General features: G+C 53.2%; 14 protein-coding genes and 1 pseudogene. 2 read left to right on the top strand and 13 right to left on the bottom strand.

Features of this window, described 5'->3' with window-relative positions:
• Window positions 1–7 precede the first annotated feature (7 nt).
• Window positions 8–2,248: a bifunctional diguanylate cyclase/phosphodiesterase gene (locus OGY35_RS15845; protein ID WP_286632765.1), complete on the bottom strand. Its 2,241-nt coding sequence runs from the start codon at window positions 2,246–2,248 to the stop codon at window positions 8–10.
• A gap of 162 nt (window positions 2,249–2,410) precedes the next feature.
• Window positions 2,411–2,557, bottom strand: a pseudogene (locus tag OGY35_RS15840) (hypothetical protein).
• Between the two features lie 40 nt (window positions 2,558–2,597).
• On the opposite strand from OGY35_RS15840, the gene OGY35_RS15835 reads away from it, so the two are divergent.
• Window positions 2,598–2,789 (top strand): YfgG family protein, encoded by a 192-nt coding sequence (locus OGY35_RS15835; RefSeq protein WP_012906630.1) that lies wholly within the window; start codon window positions 2,598–2,600, stop codon window positions 2,787–2,789.
• A 114-nt stretch (window positions 2,790–2,903) separates the two neighbouring features.
• On the opposite strand, the gene guaA is transcribed toward OGY35_RS15835, so the two are convergent.
• Both guaA and guaB read right to left on the bottom strand, forming a co-directional pair.
• Window positions 2,904–4,481, bottom strand: a complete 1,578-nt coding sequence (gene guaA / locus OGY35_RS15830; RefSeq protein WP_061074957.1) for a glutamine-hydrolyzing GMP synthase — start codon at window positions 4,479–4,481, stop codon at window positions 2,904–2,906.
• Between the two features lie 68 nt (window positions 4,482–4,549).
• A complete protein-coding gene (guaB, locus tag OGY35_RS15825) occupies window positions 4,550–6,016 on the bottom strand; it encodes an IMP dehydrogenase (protein ID WP_046485000.1) in 1,467 nt (488 codons plus the stop codon).
• 161 nt (window positions 6,017–6,177) lie between these two features.
• On the opposite strand from guaB, the gene xseA reads away from it, so the two are divergent.
• Complete coding sequence (gene xseA / locus OGY35_RS15820) at window positions 6,178–7,542, top strand: exodeoxyribonuclease VII large subunit (protein WP_286632763.1); 1,365 nt, start codon at window positions 6,178–6,180, stop codon at window positions 7,540–7,542.
• A 35-nt stretch (window positions 7,543–7,577) separates the two neighbouring features.
• On the opposite strand, the gene OGY35_RS15815 is transcribed toward xseA, so the two are convergent.
• The 9 genes from OGY35_RS15815 to ndk form a co-directional block, all read right to left on the bottom strand.
• Entirely contained in the window at window positions 7,578–7,799 is a 222-nt protein-coding gene (locus OGY35_RS15815) for a zinc ribbon domain-containing protein (protein ID WP_286632762.1), read from the bottom strand.
• 324 nt (window positions 7,800–8,123) lie between these two features.
• A complete protein-coding gene (der, locus tag OGY35_RS15810; RefSeq protein ID WP_152402963.1) occupies window positions 8,124–9,596 on the bottom strand; it encodes a ribosome biogenesis GTPase Der in 1,473 nt (490 codons plus the stop codon).
• A gap of 118 nt (window positions 9,597–9,714) precedes the next feature.
• Window positions 9,715–10,893 (bottom strand): outer membrane protein assembly factor BamB, encoded by a 1,179-nt coding sequence (bamB, locus tag OGY35_RS15805; protein WP_286632761.1) that lies wholly within the window; start codon window positions 10,891–10,893, stop codon window positions 9,715–9,717.
• Window positions 10,894–10,903: 10 nt separating this feature from the next.
• The gene (locus tag OGY35_RS15800) at window positions 10,904–11,524 is read right to left on the bottom strand and encodes a YfgM family protein (protein WP_152402959.1); all 621 of its coding nucleotides are present in this window, start codon (window positions 11,522–11,524) and stop codon (window positions 10,904–10,906) included.
• Between the two features lie 13 nt (window positions 11,525–11,537).
• A complete protein-coding gene (gene hisS, locus OGY35_RS15795; protein WP_152402956.1) occupies window positions 11,538–12,812 on the bottom strand; it encodes a histidine--tRNA ligase in 1,275 nt (424 codons plus the stop codon).
• A 110-nt stretch (window positions 12,813–12,922) separates the two neighbouring features.
• Window positions 12,923–14,041 carry a flavodoxin-dependent (E)-4-hydroxy-3-methylbut-2-enyl-diphosphate synthase gene (ispG, locus tag OGY35_RS15790; protein WP_042999832.1) on the bottom strand — a complete coding sequence of 373 codons (1,119 nt, stop codon included), beginning with the start codon at window positions 14,039–14,041 and terminating at the stop codon, window positions 12,923–12,925.
• 26 nt (window positions 14,042–14,067) lie between these two features.
• On the bottom strand, window positions 14,068–15,060 hold the full coding sequence (rodZ, locus tag OGY35_RS15785) for a cytoskeleton protein RodZ (protein WP_286632759.1): 993 nt from the start codon (window positions 15,058–15,060) through the stop codon (window positions 14,068–14,070).
• A 287-nt stretch (window positions 15,061–15,347) separates the two neighbouring features.
• Window positions 15,348–16,514, bottom strand: coding sequence for a dual-specificity RNA methyltransferase RlmN (gene rlmN / locus OGY35_RS15780; protein ID WP_152402952.1), 1,167 nt, complete (start codon window positions 16,512–16,514; stop codon window positions 15,348–15,350).
• A 209-nt stretch (window positions 16,515–16,723) separates the two neighbouring features.
• Entirely contained in the window at window positions 16,724–17,155 is a 432-nt protein-coding gene (gene ndk, locus OGY35_RS15775) for a nucleoside-diphosphate kinase (protein ID WP_046485030.1), read from the bottom strand.
• Window positions 17,156–17,218 lie beyond the last annotated feature (63 nt).

Raw genomic sequence — 17,218 nt, 5'->3', positions numbered from 1 at the left:
AGCACACTCAGGTGCCAGTGACTGGCACCTGCTCTTTCAACGTCTCGCTTAACGGCTGCGGCACCCCGATTAAATATCCCTGCATGTAGTCAATCCCCAGCGAAATTGCCGCACGGCGAATCTCTTCGCTTTCGACAAACTCAGCGACCACCTGCATTTTCTTCATTCGTGCCAGATGACAGATCGAGGCTACTATCTGATAGTCGAGGCTATTCGAAACAATATTACGGATGAAGCTACCGTCAATCTTCAGAATATTGGCGTCAACGTTTTTTAGCCTTGCATAGCTGGCGTAACCCGTACCGAAGTCATCGATGGCAATCTGGCAGCCCAACTGCTGCAGGTTTTGCAGCGTAGTTTCCGCCTGTCCGGCATTCATCAACGCCTGACTTTCCGTCACTTCAAAAATCAATTGCCATGCTTCGATCTGGTATTTGCTCAGTAGTTTACTGATGTCCTGCGCAAACCTGGCCCGACAGACAGAGGACGCCGACAAATTAAGTGCAAAGCGACGAGCGGGCATCTGCGCACGATTCTCCGCCATAAAGCGTAACGTGTGTTCGATAACCCAGAGATCGATTCTGGAGGAGAGACCAAATTCGTGCGCGACGGGCAGGAAGGTATCAGGGTTAATCATGCCACCGTCATCGTCCAGCAATCGCAGTAAAATCTCGTGATAAACATCGCCGCGAAGCCCTTCGATTGGCTGCGCCATCAGACAAAAACGGTCATGCTCCAGCGCATGCTGCAGCCGGTTCATCATCGCGACTTTGTCTCTCAGATTGCGCTGCATATTCATGGCACCACTACGCTCTAAATTCTCCGGCGTATTGGTCATGATGGACAACTCAGCAATGGTGCTCAACTCGCCCAGCAACAAGTAGATGTGATTGACCGGAGAACGCACGTAACAATAGCTCATCCCCACCTGCGGCAGGAACGTCATGCCATCCCAGACAAACCGGAACTTCTTGATGTGCTCATCCAGCGCTTCAATACGTTGCTGATGCGACTCCGTATTTAAGCGCAGCAGTAGATCGGGCCCGGACATTTGATAAACATGCTCATCTGGCCCCAACTTTTCGGCTATCCAGTGGGATAATTGCTGCTTGTACTGAATACGCAGCATAATTCCGTAATTTTTTACAAGAAATTCCAGTTCAGGAACGCGCAGAAAGCACAGTGCTGACCAGGGTGTATTTCTCAGCGCGCGATTGAGTGCGCGAAGATTGGGAAGATGGACCACTGGGTCAAGAAACGCAAGGCGGCGGGCACGTCCGCTCACAATCCGCTGGCGCGTCGCCAGTACCGCCATGTAATTCACAATAAAAGAAAAAACCAGAAAACTGGAAGAGGTAATCGCCAGTTGCACATCGTAACCCGAATAAAAGGGCGTATAACTTTTGTAATTATGAATCGCAATAATTAAAACCGGTGCCCACAGCAGCGATATGAAACGATAACCATAACGCATTGCTCCCCATAACATGACCGGGAGTAATAACGACATCGTATAGTTTGTACTGAATATTGAACTATTTTCATTCAATGGCATACAAAGCAAAGACATTAATGCGAACAATACCAGCAGCCAAATAATGACCTCTTTTTGTGAGGCTTTGGCATCAAACTGTAATTTTAACTGTGAATAATAGCTGCGCAAATGTAACGGATTACGAATGACGCGAATAATAAAATAGAAGAGCGGTACACCAATCAAATTCCCCACCAGAATGCCCTGGTAGTTTATTAATGCGTTGATGTTAAACGGTGTTGCTCCCATTAAGCTCAGCTTACTTTCATACATCCCCACAAAGGCGGCAAACTGGAAAAGCACCAGAAATAACGTCGCAGGACAAAAAACTTGCCAAAAAATGCGGGGGAAAACCAGCTGCGCCTCGCCATGAGAAATGTTATTACGCCGGGGCGTAAAGACGCGGTAACCGCCCCAACTGAGCACAATAGCAATAAGAAAATGCACAATAATGGGCAGCGTTTCCGCCAACCCGACCTGGGAATATTTGCGAATAAAAATCGCCAGAATAATTCCGGGTAATGCCGCCCAACCGAAAAAAATCATCAGGCTCATCATGAGTGATAACGGTAAGAAGAAAAGGATAACGTCCCCGGTGGCCACATGCGCATAGGTATTCGTATGGCTCACAAGCGGTAAAAACAGGGAAGGTAAAACCAGAGGGAGTCCCCACCACTTATCTCTGATTGCAATATAATTTTTATTCAGTCGCATAGATGCTCAGCGGAACCCCCAGAATCCTGAAGGGGGTGTATCAGACAGGCATCCCACCTGACGTCAAATTAAGATGAAAAACTCACCATACATGTCGCACCGATTTTAGTTATCAACGGAAAGTAAATTTTGACGTATATCAAATATTTTAGTCCCCATTAATCAATTATTACTTTTATTTCGCTGCGTTATCATTTTCACATTATTAATGTAAATAATGTAATTAATTTCCATAACACCTGGATATGAATCAACTGACGCAATTTTACATAATCAGTAATTGACCCGTCCGACACAGTGTGCCTTAATGTACTTATCGCCCGAATGGGCATCTCTTAAGGAACCTTTTGTGAGTCAGGCAACCAGTATGCGAAAACGACATCGATTTAACAGTCGCATGACCCGTATCGTATTGCTTATCAGCTTTATCTTCTTTTTTGGACGCTTTGTCTACTCTTCTATCGGTGCCTGGCATCATCATCAGGACAAAAAAGACGCGCAACAGTCCAGTCTCTCTGTCGAAACGCCTGCTCAACGTTAATCCTTTATTTCCAGACAGACGCCATCTGGTATTTTTTACGCCCGAATAAAACAAAAAACCCCCTGTATAAACAGAGGGTTTTGTCGACTACGCATCAGCGACGCGAAGGGATATTTACTCCCACTCGATCGTGGCTGGCGGCTTACCGCTGATATCATACACAACGCGTGAAATACCATTCACTTCGTTGATGATGCGGTTAGATACACGCCCCAGGAAGTCATACGGCAGGTGCGCCCAGTGCGCAGTCATAAAGTCGATAGTTTCGACCGCGCGCAAAGAAACCACCCAGTCGTATTTACGACCATCGCCCATCACGCCAACAGAGCGAACCGGCAGGAACACGGTGAACGCCTGGCTCACTTTGTTGTACAGGTCGGCTTTGTGCAGCTCTTCAATGAAGATAGCGTCTGCACGACGCAGCAGGTCGCAGTACTCTTTCTTCACTTCACCCAGCACGCGTACGCCCAGACCTGGCCCCGGGAACGGGTGACGGTAAAGCATGTCGTACGGCAGGCCCAGTTCCAGACCAATTTTACGCACTTCGTCTTTAAACAGCTCTTTCAGCGGTTCAACCAGACCCATCTTCATCTCTTTCGGCAGACCGCCTACGTTATGGTGAGATTTGATGACGTGCGCTTTACCGGTCGCAGAGGCCGCAGATTCGATAACATCCGGATAAATGGTGCCCTGCGCCAGCCATTTCACATCTTCCAGCTTGAGCGCTTCTTCGTCGAAGACTTCAACAAAGACGCGACCAATGATCTTACGTTTCGCTTCTGGATCGTTTTCGCCTTTCAGCGCCGTCAGGAAACGTTCTTCCGCCGGAACGTGAACAATGTTCAGACCAAAGTGGTCACCGAACATGTCCATCACCTGCTCGGCTTCATTCAGACGCAGCAGGCCGTTATCAACGAAGACACAGGTCAGGTTTTTACCGATCGCACGGTGCAACAGCATTGCGGTGACTGAAGAATCCACACCGCCGGAAAGGCCGAGGATCACTTTGTCATCGCCAACCTGCTGGCGGATACGCTCAACGGCGTCATCGATAATTTTTGCTGGCGTCCACAGCGCTTCACACTGGCAGATGTCGCGGACAAAACGCTCCAGCATGCGCATTCCCTGACGGGTGTGGGTGACTTCCGGGTGGAACTGTACGCCATAGAAGCGTTTTTCTTCGTTCGCCATGATGGCAAACGGACAGCTTTCGGTGCTGGCAACGGTGACGAAATCAGACGGAATCGCCGTCACTTTATCGCCGTGGCTCATCCACACGTCCAGCAGCGGTTTGCCGTCAGCGGTCAGGGAATCTTCGATGCCACGAACCAGTGCGCTGTCGGTCACAACTTCAACCTGCGCGTAGCCAAATTCACGCTCAGTCGAACCTTCAACATGACCGCCCAACTGCATTGCCATCGTCTGCATGCCATAACACACGCCGAAGACCGGAACACCGGCTTCGAAAACGTATTGCGGTGCGCGTGGGCTGTTTTCTTCGGTGGTGCTTTCTGGGCCACCGGAAAGAATGATACCGCTAGGATTAAACTCGCGAATCTGTGCTTCAGTCACATCCCATGCCCACAGTTCGCAGTAAACGCCCAGTTCACGCACGCGACGTGCAACCAGTTGTGTGTACTGAGATCCGAAATCAAGGATGAGAATGCGATGCTTGTGAATATTGTCTGTCATTGACGCTAATTCCGAGGCAAGTGAAACAGGTTAAATAAATCGCCCGACACAAGGTCGGGCGAAGAAAATCAGGAGCCCATACGGTAGTTCGGGGACTCTTTGGTGATGGTCACGTCGTGAACGTGGCTTTCCTGAATACCCGCACCACTGATACGTACGAATTCCGCTTTAGTACGCAATTCGTCGATAGTACCACAGCCGGTCAGCCCCATACAGGAGCGCAGGCCGCCCATCTGCTGGTGAATGATCTCTTTCAGGCGGCCTTTATAGGCAACACGGCCTTCGATACCTTCCGGCACCAGTTTGTCAGCAGCGTTATCGCTCTGGAAGTAACGGTCAGAAGAGCCTTTGGACATTGCGCCCAGAGAGCCCATGCCGCGGTAGGATTTGTAAGAACGGCCCTGGTAGAGTTCGATTTCACCTGGGGATTCTTCGGTACCTGCCAGCATGGAGCCTACCATTACCGCGCTTGCGCCTGCGGCGATGGCTTTGGCGATATCACCAGAGAAACGGATACCGCCGTCAGCGATCACCGGAATACCCATGCCTTCCAGCGCTTCAACGGCATCAGACACCGCGGTGATCTGCGGAACGCCCACGCCGGTCACGATACGGGTCGTACAGATGGAGCCAGGGCCGATACCCACTTTCACCGCGCTCACGCCGGCTTCCGCCAGAGCACGTGCGCCCGCGCCGGTCGCCACGTTGCCGCCAATAATTTGCAGATCCGGGTATTTAGCACGCGTTTCACGAATGCGCTGTAACACGCCTTCTGAGTGCCCATGAGAAGAGTCGATCAGCAGCACGTCAACACCGGCAGCTACCAGCGCATCAACACGCTCTTCGTTACCCGCGCCAGCGCCAACCGCAGCGCCAACGCGCAGACGACCATGCTCATCTTTACAGGAGTTCGGTTTACGTTCGGCTTTCTGGAAGTCTTTCACGGTGATCATGCCGAGCAAGTGGAAGCTGTCATCGACAACCAGCGCTTTCTCAACGCGTTTCTCGTGCATTTTAGACAACACGACATCGCGCGCTTCGCCTTCGCGAACGGTGACCAGACGCTCTTTCGGCGTCATGTAAACGCTGACCGGTTGGCTCAGATCGGTCACAAAACGCACGTCACGACCGGTGATGATCCCGACCAGTTCATTGTCTTGTGTCACCACCGGGTAACCCGCAAAACCATTGCGTTCGGTCAGTTCTTTCACTTCACGCAGGGTCGTGGTTGGCAGAACGGTTTGCGGGTCGGTTACCACGCCAGATTCATGTTTTTTCACGCGGCGAACTTCTTCCGCCTGACGCTCAATCGACATGTTTTTATGGATAAAACCGATGCCGCCTTCCTGTGCCAGCGCAATTGCGAGGCGCGCTTCAGTCACGGTGTCCATTGCTGCGGAAAGCATAGGAATGTTCAGACGAATGGTTTTCGTCAACTGCGTGCTGAGGTCGGCAGTATTCGGCAGAACGGTGGAGTGAGCGGGAACGAGGAGGACGTCGTCAAACGTCAAAGCTTCTTTAGCAATACGTAGCATGGGCAATATCTCTAACCTGGGGGTGGATAAATATTGCCGTGGCATTATACAGAGCGTAATCGGTTGCATCCACACTTTTTTGCAAATAATGCTTGCGCTCCTGCTCAGGCGGGTTACTATCGATTGAATAACCTGCTGATTTAGAATTTGATCCCGCTCACATGTTATCCTCTCAGACCTCCGCAATCTTTACTGTTAGCCGCCTGAATCAGACGGTTCGTCTGCTGCTTGAACAAGAGATGGGGCAGGTCTGGATCAGCGGTGAAATATCCAATTTTTCTCAGCCGTCATCGGGGCACTGGTACTTCACGCTCAAAGATGACACTGCGCAGGTGCGCTGTGCAATGTTCCGCAACAGCAATCGTCGGGTGACCTTTCGCCCCCAGCATGGTCAGCAGGTGCTGGTTCGCGCCAATATCACTCTGTACGAGCCGCGCGGCGACTATCAGATTATCGTCGAAAGTATGCAGCCTGCCGGCGAAGGCCTGCTCCAGCAAAAGTATGAACAGTTAAAGGCCAAGCTGCAGGCTGAAGGGCTTTTTGATCAACAGCACAAGCAGCCTCTCCCCTCTCCCGCCCACTGTGTGGGCGTGATCACCTCGAAGACCGGGGCCGCACTGCACGATATTCTCCACGTACTGAAACGCCGCGATCCCTCTTTGCCGGTCATTATCTATCCGACCGCCGTCCAGGGCGACGACGCGCCGGGGCAGATTGTCCGTGCTATTGAACTGGCGAATGCGCGCCAGGAGTGTGATGTTCTGATTGTCGGGCGTGGCGGCGGTTCGCTGGAAGATCTCTGGAGCTTTAACGACGAGCGCGTCTCCCGGGCTATTTTTGCCAGCGCGATCCCCGTCGTCAGTGCGGTCGGCCACGAAACCGACGTGACGATTGCCGATTTTATTGCCGACCTGCGTGCGCCAACGCCTTCGGCCGCGGCTGAAATGGTCAGCCGGAATCAGCAGGAGTTGCTGCGCCAAATCCAGTCCGCCCAACAGCGTCTTGGCATGGCAATGGACTACTTTCTGGCGAACCGCAGTCGCCGATTCACCCAGATTTATCACCGCCTGCAACAGCAGCATCCACAGTTGCGTCTCGCCCGTCAGCAGACAGCGCTGGAAAGATTGCATCAGCGTATGAACGTGGCCATCGACAGCCAGGTGAAGCGCACCAGCCAGCGCCAGTCTCGCCTGGTACAACGCCTGAACCAGCAAAGTCCTCAGCCGCGTATTCATCGGGCGCAAACCCGTATTCAGCAACTGGAATATCGTCTGGCGGAGAATGTGCGCTCACGTCTGAGCGCCACGCGTGAACGCTTTGGCAACGCGGTAACGCATCTGGAAGCCGTCAGCCCACTCTCAACCCTGGCACGTGGTTATAGCGTCTCTACCGCCACCGATGGCAAAGTGCTGAAAAAAGTGAAGCAGGTGAAGGCGGGTGATGTGATGACCACCCGACTGGAAGACGGCTGGGTGGAAAGCCAGGTCACCGATATCAAACCGGTGAAGAAGCGTGCCCGCAAGTAAGTGGCCAGCCCCTGTCAGGGACTGACCCCATCCGTTCACGCGTTATGCAACGTAAACTCAACGCGTTTTTTTGAAATCAATCCGTGGCCGTTCTGGCAAAAATAATCCACCGCACCGCAGGCTTTCAGCACCTGGAGCGGCGTGTGGCAGTCCGGACAGCATGCTTCAACGGTAAAGTCTGTATGACAGGTCGCGCAATGGGCCGTTTCACCATTGCGCTCCAACGGGTTATGACAAACAGGACACATCAGTTCCATACTATCTCCTTACTCTCCTCTTCTGAGGATGCCATCAATTACTGGGGGCTCTGTCCTGAAGATACTGACCCAATGCCTTTTCTGACGTGAAACAGGTAAAGGTCATCTTCGGGCTCACCGTCATTAGAGGACTGTGCGGCAAGCGCCAGTAGCTTACGGGTTTTCTCGATTTGTTTTGCTTTATCGGTCATCAGGCGATCTTCTAAAGACGGACTTCCGTGCGCCTGAGTAACGTTACCAGAATATAAACGGTAGACGGAAAGATACCAAAAAGCCCGACGGGTGCGGGCTTTTTTGGGAGTTACCTGCCTGGCAGGTAAGTTATTACTTACTTTTCTTGATGTGCTTAATCAGACGTTTACGCTTACGCATCTGGGTTGGAGTCAGCGTATTGCGCTTGTTGGCGTACGGGTTCTCGCCCTCTTTAAACTGAATGCGAATCGGCGTCCCCATCACTTCCAGCGATTTACGGAAGTAGTTCATCAGGTAGCGCTTATAGGAATCCGGCAGGTCTTTGACCTGGTTACCGTGAATCACCACAATCGGTGGGTTATATCCCCCCGCATGGGCATATTTCAGCTTCACGCGACGGCCACGGACCAGCGGTGGCTGGTGATCTTCAGCCGCCATCGTCATGATACGGGTCAGCATCGCCGTACTGACGCGGCGGGTGGAGCTGTCATACGCTTCACGGACGGATTCAAACAGGTTACCGACACCGCTGCCGTGCAGCGCAGAGATAAAGTGCACGCGCGCGAAGTCGATAAAGCCCAGACGGTAGTCCAGCGTCTCTTTCACCTGCTCTTTCACTTCCTGAGTCAGTCCGTCCCACTTATTCACCACGATAACAAGTGAGCGCCCACTATTGAGGATGAAGCCCAGCAGAGACAGATCCTGGTCAGAAATACCCTCACGAGCATCAATCACCAGCATCACCACGTTAGCGTCTTCAATTGCCTGCAATGTTTTGATAACCGAGAACTTTTCCACCGCATCGGTGATCTTGCCACGCTTACGCACCCCGGCGGTATCGATCAGCACATACTCGCGCTCATCACGTTCCATCGGGATATAAATACTGTCACGGGTAGTGCCGGGCATGTCGTAAACCACCACGCGGTCTTCACCCAGAATACGGTTAGTCAGTGTGGACTTACCGACGTTCGGACGACCGACAATCGCCAGTTTGATCGGCAGGTCCTGCGGATTGAAGTCATCTTCCGGCTCTTCTTCACCGTTCTCGTCGGCTTCGAACTGCGCCCAGTATTCGGCGTCTTCATCCACCTCTTCCTGCGGCGCGGCATCGTCCATCCACGGCAGCAGAACGTGTTCCAGCAAACTGAGCACGCCACGACCATGAGACGCGGCGATCGGGTGAATTTCACCCAGACCCAGCGAGTAGAAATCAACGATGGCCTGATCCGGATCGAGTCCGTCCGTTTTGTTGGCGACCAGGAACGTCGGTTTTTCACGGGAGCGTAAATGCTGGGCGATAGCTTCATCGGCTGGCATCAGGCCTGCACGTGCATCAACCATGAACAGCACCACATCCGCCTCTTCAATCGCCAGCAGCGACTGCTCCGCCATACGCGTTTCTACACCATCTTCAGTGCCATCAATACCGCCGGTATCGATACAGATAAACTCACGACCTTCAATCTCCGCACGACCGTACTTACGGTCACGAGTCAGACCCGGGAAATCCGCAACCAGCGCATCTCGGGTGCGAGTTAGACGGTTAAATAACGTGGATTTTCCGACGTTAGGGCGCCCGACAAGCGCGACCACAGGTACCATGTTTAAAGCCTCATTTTAAAAATCATCAGACAACAGCCGCCATTTTTGCGCTGTTGTTAAAAACAGGAAAACGGCCCCTGCACCAGGAGCCGTTTTTTAAAGCGTACGACCAGGACGATTAACGTGTAATAGAGTACACGGTACCGTCTTTGGCCTGGATCAGCAGTTTGCCATCGGCAGAGACCGGTTCGGTCAGGAAGCCGGAGCTGTCTACTTTCTGCTGAGCCACAAAACGGCCGTCTTCGACGTTAAGCCAGTGCAGGTAACCTTCGCTATCCCCTACCACCAGGTTGCCATTATACAACGCCGGGGAAGTCAGCAGACGGTGCAGCAGATCGCTCTGCGTCCACAGCGTTACGCCGCCATCGGTAGTCAGCGCCAGTACGCGGTCATTCTGATCCACCAGGTAGATACGGCTGCCGTCGACGATAAAGTCATTCACCGAGCCCAGTTCACGTTTCCACATGATCTGGCCACTGCGCAGATCCAGCGCGGTCAGGTTACCATTATAAGCCAGGGCGTAAACGACGCCATTGACGATAACCGGCGTGGTATCCACATCGCTCAGACGGTCGATCTCGGTAGAGCCGGTGGCCTGAGAAATACGCTGCTGCCAAATCATCTGGCCTTGCTGCATCAGCACAGCACTTACGCGACCATTATCACCACCGACGATGGCTGCACCAAAGGCGGTTGCCGGCGCAGATTCGCCACGCAGCGACAGAGACGGCATATCCAGGTTCACGGTCCACTTAATGGCGCCGTCGGCTTCGTTCAGGGCCTGCAACTGACCGTTACTGGTATGAATCAGCACCATTCCGTCGCTGACTACCGGACGAGAGAGCGCTTCGCCCGCCACTTTGGTTTGCCACGCAACCGTACCGTCCGCCGCGTTCAGCGCGTAAACCTGCGCTTTTTCGCTGCCAAGATAAACGTGACCGCCAGCAATCGTTACGCCGCCAGACAACTGCGCCGACGAGCGTGAGAACCAGCCATCTTTCTCGCCCAGGTTAACCGACCAGACTTCTTTACCGTCATCAGCATTTAACGCTTTCACCACGCCAGCCCGATCGGCAGCGTAGACCACGTTATCGGCATACGCCGGGTGGAGGTTGGAATAGAAATCACCGATACCGTTGCCTACAGAAGTGCTCCAGACCGTAGACGGGGTAAATTGATTTTCAACCACCGGTAATGGGGACATTTTTACAACGTCTTCTTCGCCACTAAACAGTGAACAGCCGCTCAACAGGGTAACGGAAAGCAGCCCTGGCAGAAGTAATTTACGCAATTGCATCGGGTCCCTCTCAGATGGACAAATTATTGATTTTCATCTGCATCATTTCGCTCAGTGCCGGGGAGGCATTACTTTTCACGCCCGCTTCCCATGCACTACGCGCACCTTGTTTATCACCTTTGCTCAGCAGCGCTTCGCCGCGCAGATCGGCAACAATTGCAGCCCATCCTTCACCCTTCACGCTATCAAGGGTTTTTAGCGCCGTGTCCGCCTGCTTGAGTTGAACCTGAACGCGAGCAAGACGCAGCGTGATCACCGCGTTAAGATTCTCATCACTCGTGGCGGCCAGTCCCTGCTGAAGCTGGGCTGCGGCTTTCTCAAGTTGATTCTGATCGACAAACTGCTGCGCCAGTTCCATCGACGCTAACGCGCCGTAGGCGTTCTTATTGTCTGCGGCAAATTTCTCCGCTGCAGACAGGTCTTCTGCTTTACCCGCACTGAGCGAACTCACTACAGTTTGATATGACAGAGAAGTAGAGCGTGCGGACTCAGTCTGATGACTGTTCCAGTAGCGCCAGCCAACCAGCGCTCCAACACCTAAAATAACCCCAACAGCCAGGGCTTTGCCGTTTTCGGCAAAGAAGCGTTTAATCGCATCGACCTGGTCGTTTTCGTTCTCGTAAATTTCCACGCAGTCCTTCTCCTTAAGCCATTAACGTGCGCAAATGGGCGGCAACGCTGTCCTGTGCCACCTCAGTTTGCTCACCGGAGCGCAAATCCTTCACTACAACGGTGCCGGCAGCCATTTCGGACTCGCCAAGCACCAGAGCAACGCGGGCGCCCCATTTGTCAGCTCGGGCAAACTGTTTCTTAAAGTTGCCGCCGCCGTGGTTTGTCATCAGCTTCACGCCCGGGATTTCATCACGCACGCGCTCAGCCAGTGTCATTGCCGCAGACTGCGTATCCGCGCCTGAAGCGACCAGGTATATATCGACAACAGAATCGGCTTTAAATTCCGGATTAACTGCCTGAACCAGTAAAACAAGTCGCTCCAGACCCATTGCAAAGCCTACCCCCGGGGTCGCGCGACCACCGAGTTGCTCTACCAGTCCGTCATAACGACCGCCGGCACAGACCGTACCTTGAGACCCCAGACTGTTGGTGACCCACTCGAATACGGTGCGGTTGTAGTAGTCGAGGCCGCGCACCAGACGCTGGTTGACTGTGTAGGCAATGCCTGCGGCTTCCAGTAGTTTGCACAGGCCGGCAAAGTGCTCGCGGGAATCGTCATCCAGATAGTCGCCAAGCTGAGGAGCATCGTTGAGCAGCGCCTGAACGTCCGGATTTTTTGAATCCAGGACGCGCAGTGGATTGGAGTACATGCGACGTTTGCAGTCTTCGTCCAGTTTCTCAATGTGCTGTTCCAGGAACGCCACCAGCGCATCGCGATAGTTTGCACGCGCGTCCTGAGAACCAATGGAGTTCAGTTCCAGATTGACATGCTCAGCGATACCCAGTTCACGCCACCAGCGCGCGGTTAACATGATCAGTTCGGCATCAATGTCCGGTCCTTGCAGACCAAAAACTTCGGCGCCCAACTGATGGAACTGACGATAGCGCCCTTTCTGAGGACGCTCGTGGCGGAACATCGGCCCGATGTACCACAGACGCTGTTCCTGATTGTACAGGAGACCATGTTCGATGCCGGCGCGTACACAGCCCGCCGTCCCTTCCGGACGCAGCGTCAGGCTATCGCCATTGCGGTCCTCAAAGGTATACATCTCTTTTTCAACCACGTCGGTCACTTCGCCGATCGCGCGTTTGAATAACGGGGTCTGCTCTACAATCGGCAAGCGGATTTCACTGTAACCGTAGCTGCCGAGCACGTTTTTGAGTGTGCCTTCAATGCGCTGCCAGATGGCGGTTTCGCCAGGCAGATAATCGTTCATGCCGCGAATGGCTTGAATGTTTTTTGCCACGTTTATTCTCTTTCTGAATATAAAAATGAACCCTCAGCGCTTCCCCGAGCGATACGGGAGCCATGCGGGTTCAATCATACACGGGAAGCACGCCGCTTCCCATCACGTTATTATTTTTCAACCTGCTGCACGTTAATACGCTGTGCTTCGTCGAGCATCGTCGCTTTGGCACGAATGCGGGCTTCAAGCTGGTCAATCATATCGCTATTATCCAGACGATCTTTGCGAACGCCATCTTCATAGAGACCACTTTTCTTGTTGCCGCCGGTCACACCCAGCGTGGACACCAGCGCTTCACCCGGCCCGTTAACCACGCAGCCGATGATGGAGACATCCATTGGCGTAATGATGTCTTCCAGACGCTGCTCCAGCGCGTTAACCGTACCGATCACGTCAAACTCCTGGCGCGAACAGGTCGGACAGGCGATGAAGTTGATCCCGCGAGCGCGGATGCGCAGAGACTTCAGGATATCGAAGCCAACTTTGATCTCTTCCACCGGATCGGCTGCCAGCGAAACTCGCAATGTATCGCCAATCCCTTCAGACAACAGCAGGCCAAGACCGATCGCCGATTTCACCGCACCGCTACGCGCACCACCGGCTTCGGTGATCCCTAAATGCAGCGGTTGATCGATTTGCTTTGCCAGCAGGCGATAGGATTCAACGGCGAGGAAAACATCAGATGCTTTTACACTGACCTTGAACTGATCAAAGTTCAGACGATCGAGATGATCCACATGGCGCATTGCCGATTCCAGCAAAGCCTGCGGCGTCGGTTCGCCGTACTTTTCCTGTAGATCTTTTTCCAGCGATCCGGCGTTAACACCGATGCGAATCGGGATGTTTTTGTCACGGGCGCAATCCACTACCATGCGGATACGCTCTTCGTTACCGATATTGCCAGGGTTAATACGCAGGCAATCAACGCCGTACTCCGCCACTTTAAGCGCAATACGGTAGTCGAAGTGAATGTCAGCGACCAGCGGAACCGAAACCTGTTGCTTGATCAGTTTGAAGGCTTCTGCGGCATCCATCGTGGGGACGGAGACACGAACAATATCAGCGCCCACACGTTCCAGCGCTTTGATCTGATTAACCGTTGCTTCCACATCCGTGGTCCGCGTGTTGGTCATCGACTGTACGGCGATGGGAGCACCATCGCCAATCGGCACATTCCCAACGTAAATACGCGTTGATTTTCTACGTTGAATTGGAGCCTGGTTATGCATGAAAAATCTCCCGCGTTACCCGTCTATTACTGCGCCGGTGATTGTTCGGCATTTAGGGTCAGACGCGCAACCTGGTTAGTTCTGATAAAACGGCTCAGATCGACAGGTTTTCCTTGATACTGGATCTGCACCGCAGCCGGCGCGCCAATTTTAAGCTTATAAGGCGCCTGACCGGTCAGGTTTAAATTACCATCTTTGCGCTGCATTCCGCTAAACAGCTTTTTGCCCGTTGCATCGCTCACTTCCAGCCAGCAGTCGGCGGTAAAATTCATTACCAGTGCGTTCGGATCGGCAGCCGCTTCCACGCCCGCCTGATTGGTTGGCAACGGGGCCGCGCCGTCTGGCGTTGCCGGTGTAGCAGGGGCGGCTGTTGCGGTGTCAACGTTGGCCTGAGATGGGGCGACCACGGCGTTCTGCTGCGGATCAATCGCCGGTGCCGTCGTCGGCGCAGGCGTTTGTGCCGTCTCCGCCAGACCGGTGGACGCCGGCGTGTTGTCCTGGCTTGCCGTTGCGCTGGTATCCAGCGGCACGCTTTGCGTGTTTTCGCTGTTGGCGTTCAGCTCAGCAGAGGATTGATCGGCCATTGTGGAGATCTCTTCCTGCTGCGCTTTGTGGTTTTGCCACCACCATGCGCCCGTCAAACCGACCACCACAAACAGCACCAGCCAGGTAAACGTCATCAACCAGCCATCGCGCTTTTTACGGCGTTTGCCTAACGAGAAGCTCTGCATCGGTGCAACTTTCGCTGTTCGAACCGGCGCCTGCTTCTCCAGAGCCGGTAGCAGTTCTTCTTCAGGAATATGGACCAGACGCGCATAAGAGCGGATGTACCCACGCAGGAACGTTGAAGCCAAATCGGCAGGTGCCTTATCGTCTTCAATGTCGCGTACGGTGGATACCTTCAGGCAAAGTCGCTCAGCGACAGCCTGCTGGCTGAGTCCGAGTTGTTCACGGGCATTGCGTAGACGAACGCCGGTGGATTGTGCTTCATGTTGGTCGTGAGTGGCTTCAGTATTCATTCGCTACAGCTGCTGGTGAAAATTAAGGTTCAGGCGCCGGCGAGTCATAATGCCCACCCACGCCGCGAGAATCTGGTCAGTCAACCTGAGTCAAACAGTATAAACCCGTCTGCTGACTCTTAACAAAAACAGCTTAAGCCTGAGGGCTAAACTATTGTCGCGCCGTACATACTGCCCTAAAGTCGACAAAAACGCACCGTTATTATTGACCGGACAAGTACGACTCTGACCCTCATGCAAATTACACTGTGCCACAGCACAAAAATCAGGCTGTAGCACGTTCTGCATCAGACAGTTTTAACGTCGATAGCCTCACCCTGCATACGCTTACGCAGCGTACGTTTAGTACGGTCGATCACATCCCCCGCCAGTTGCCCACAGGCGGCGTCGATGTCATCACCCCGCGTTTTACGCACAATAGTGGTAAAACCATAGCTCATCAACACTTTAGAGAAACGGTCAATGCGGCTATTAGAGCTACGTCCATATGGCGCTCCCGGGAACGGGTTCCATGGGATGAGGTTTATCTTACAAGGCGTATCCTTCAACAACTCCGCCAACTGATGCGCATGTTCTGTGCCGTCGTTAACGTGATCAAGCATGACGTATTCAATCGTGACACGTCCCTGGTTGGCATTGGATTTCTCCAGATAGCGGCGAACCGCGCCCAGGAAAGTTTCGATATTGTACTTTTTGTTGATGGGCACAATTTCGTCACGAATTTCGTCATTTGGCGCATGCAGCGAGATAGCCAGCGCGACGTCAATCATGTCACCTAATTTGTCGAGCGCAGGCACCACGCCGGAGGTCGACAGCGTAACGCGACGCTTGGACAGACCGAAGCCGAAATCATCAAGCATGATTTCCATGGCTGGCACGACGTTAGTCAGGTTAAGCAGCGGTTCACCCATCCCCATCATCACCACGTTGGTGATCGGACGCTGACCGGTGATTTTCGCCGCGCCGACAATTTTCGCCGCACGCCAGACCTGACCGATAATTTCAGAAACGCGCAGGTTACGGTTAAACCCCTGCTGTGCGGTTGAACAGAATTTACACTCCAGCGCACACCCTACCTGCGAAGAGACGCACAGCGTGGCACGGTCATCTTCCGGGATATACACCGTTTCAACGCGCTGATCGCCCACGGCAATCGCCCATTTGATGGTGCCATCCGAGGAGCGCTGTTCTTCAACCACTTCCGGTGCGCGGATTTCCGCCACCTCTTTGAGCTTGTTACGCAGCACTTTGTTGATGTCGGTCATATCATCAAAGTTGTCGCTGCAATAATGGTACATCCATTTCATCACCTGGTCGGCGCGAAACGGCTTCTCGCCCATCTCTTTAAAGAATTCGCGCATCTGCTGACGGTTCAGATCCAACAGGTTGATTTTGCCATTTTTCGCAGGAACCGCAGGCGTGATAATTTCGGAAGTGTTAACTAATTCAGACATAATTTTTTCCGGCCTCGTTGTTACACGTTATGGCCCATGGGAGGTTGAAAAGAAACGCCCCGGTAAGCAGTGGCTCATCCGGGGCGTTGCATTGTACAAAGTCTGGCGCAAGGATGCCACGTTTGCACGCGGCATTTATCGAAAAATTATTCCCGAATATTTCGCGTCACGGGAAGGTGGCACACTGACGAATTCCCGGATGAAGGGAATTAGCGCGTGCGGGCGCACACTTCGCCTTCGCCAAAGAAGTAGGCGATTTCACGCTGGGCGGATTCCACGGAATCAGAACCGTGAGTACCGTTTTCGGTGAAGCTGTCAGCGTAGTCAGCACGCAGCGTACCCGCCAGGGCGTTAGCCGGGTTGGTTGCGCCCAGCAGATCGCGGTGACGCTGTACCGCGTTTTCGCTTTCCAGCACGGACACCACGATAGGACCCGAGGTCATGAACTCAACCAGGCCGTCGAAGAACGGCTTGCCGTCATGCTCAGCATAGAAGCCGCGAGCCTGCTCAACGCTCAGGTGCAGCATTTTGGTGCCGACAATTTTAAACCCTGCTGCTTCAAAGCGCGCAAAGATATTACCAATAACGTTTTTTGCCACCGCGTTTGGCTTGATGATGGAAAAAGTACGTTCAATAGCCATGATTACCTCTGAAAGATGTTCTGTTGTGTTTTACCTGGCGCGGATTATAAAGAGCATCCCGGC

The sequence above is a fragment of the Citrobacter sp. Ct235 genome, from assembly GCF_030332305.1.
Taxonomy (GTDB): domain Bacteria; phylum Pseudomonadota; class Gammaproteobacteria; order Enterobacterales; family Enterobacteriaceae; genus Citrobacter_A; species Citrobacter_A telavivensis.
This window is presented reverse-complemented; position numbering and strand designations above follow the sequence as displayed.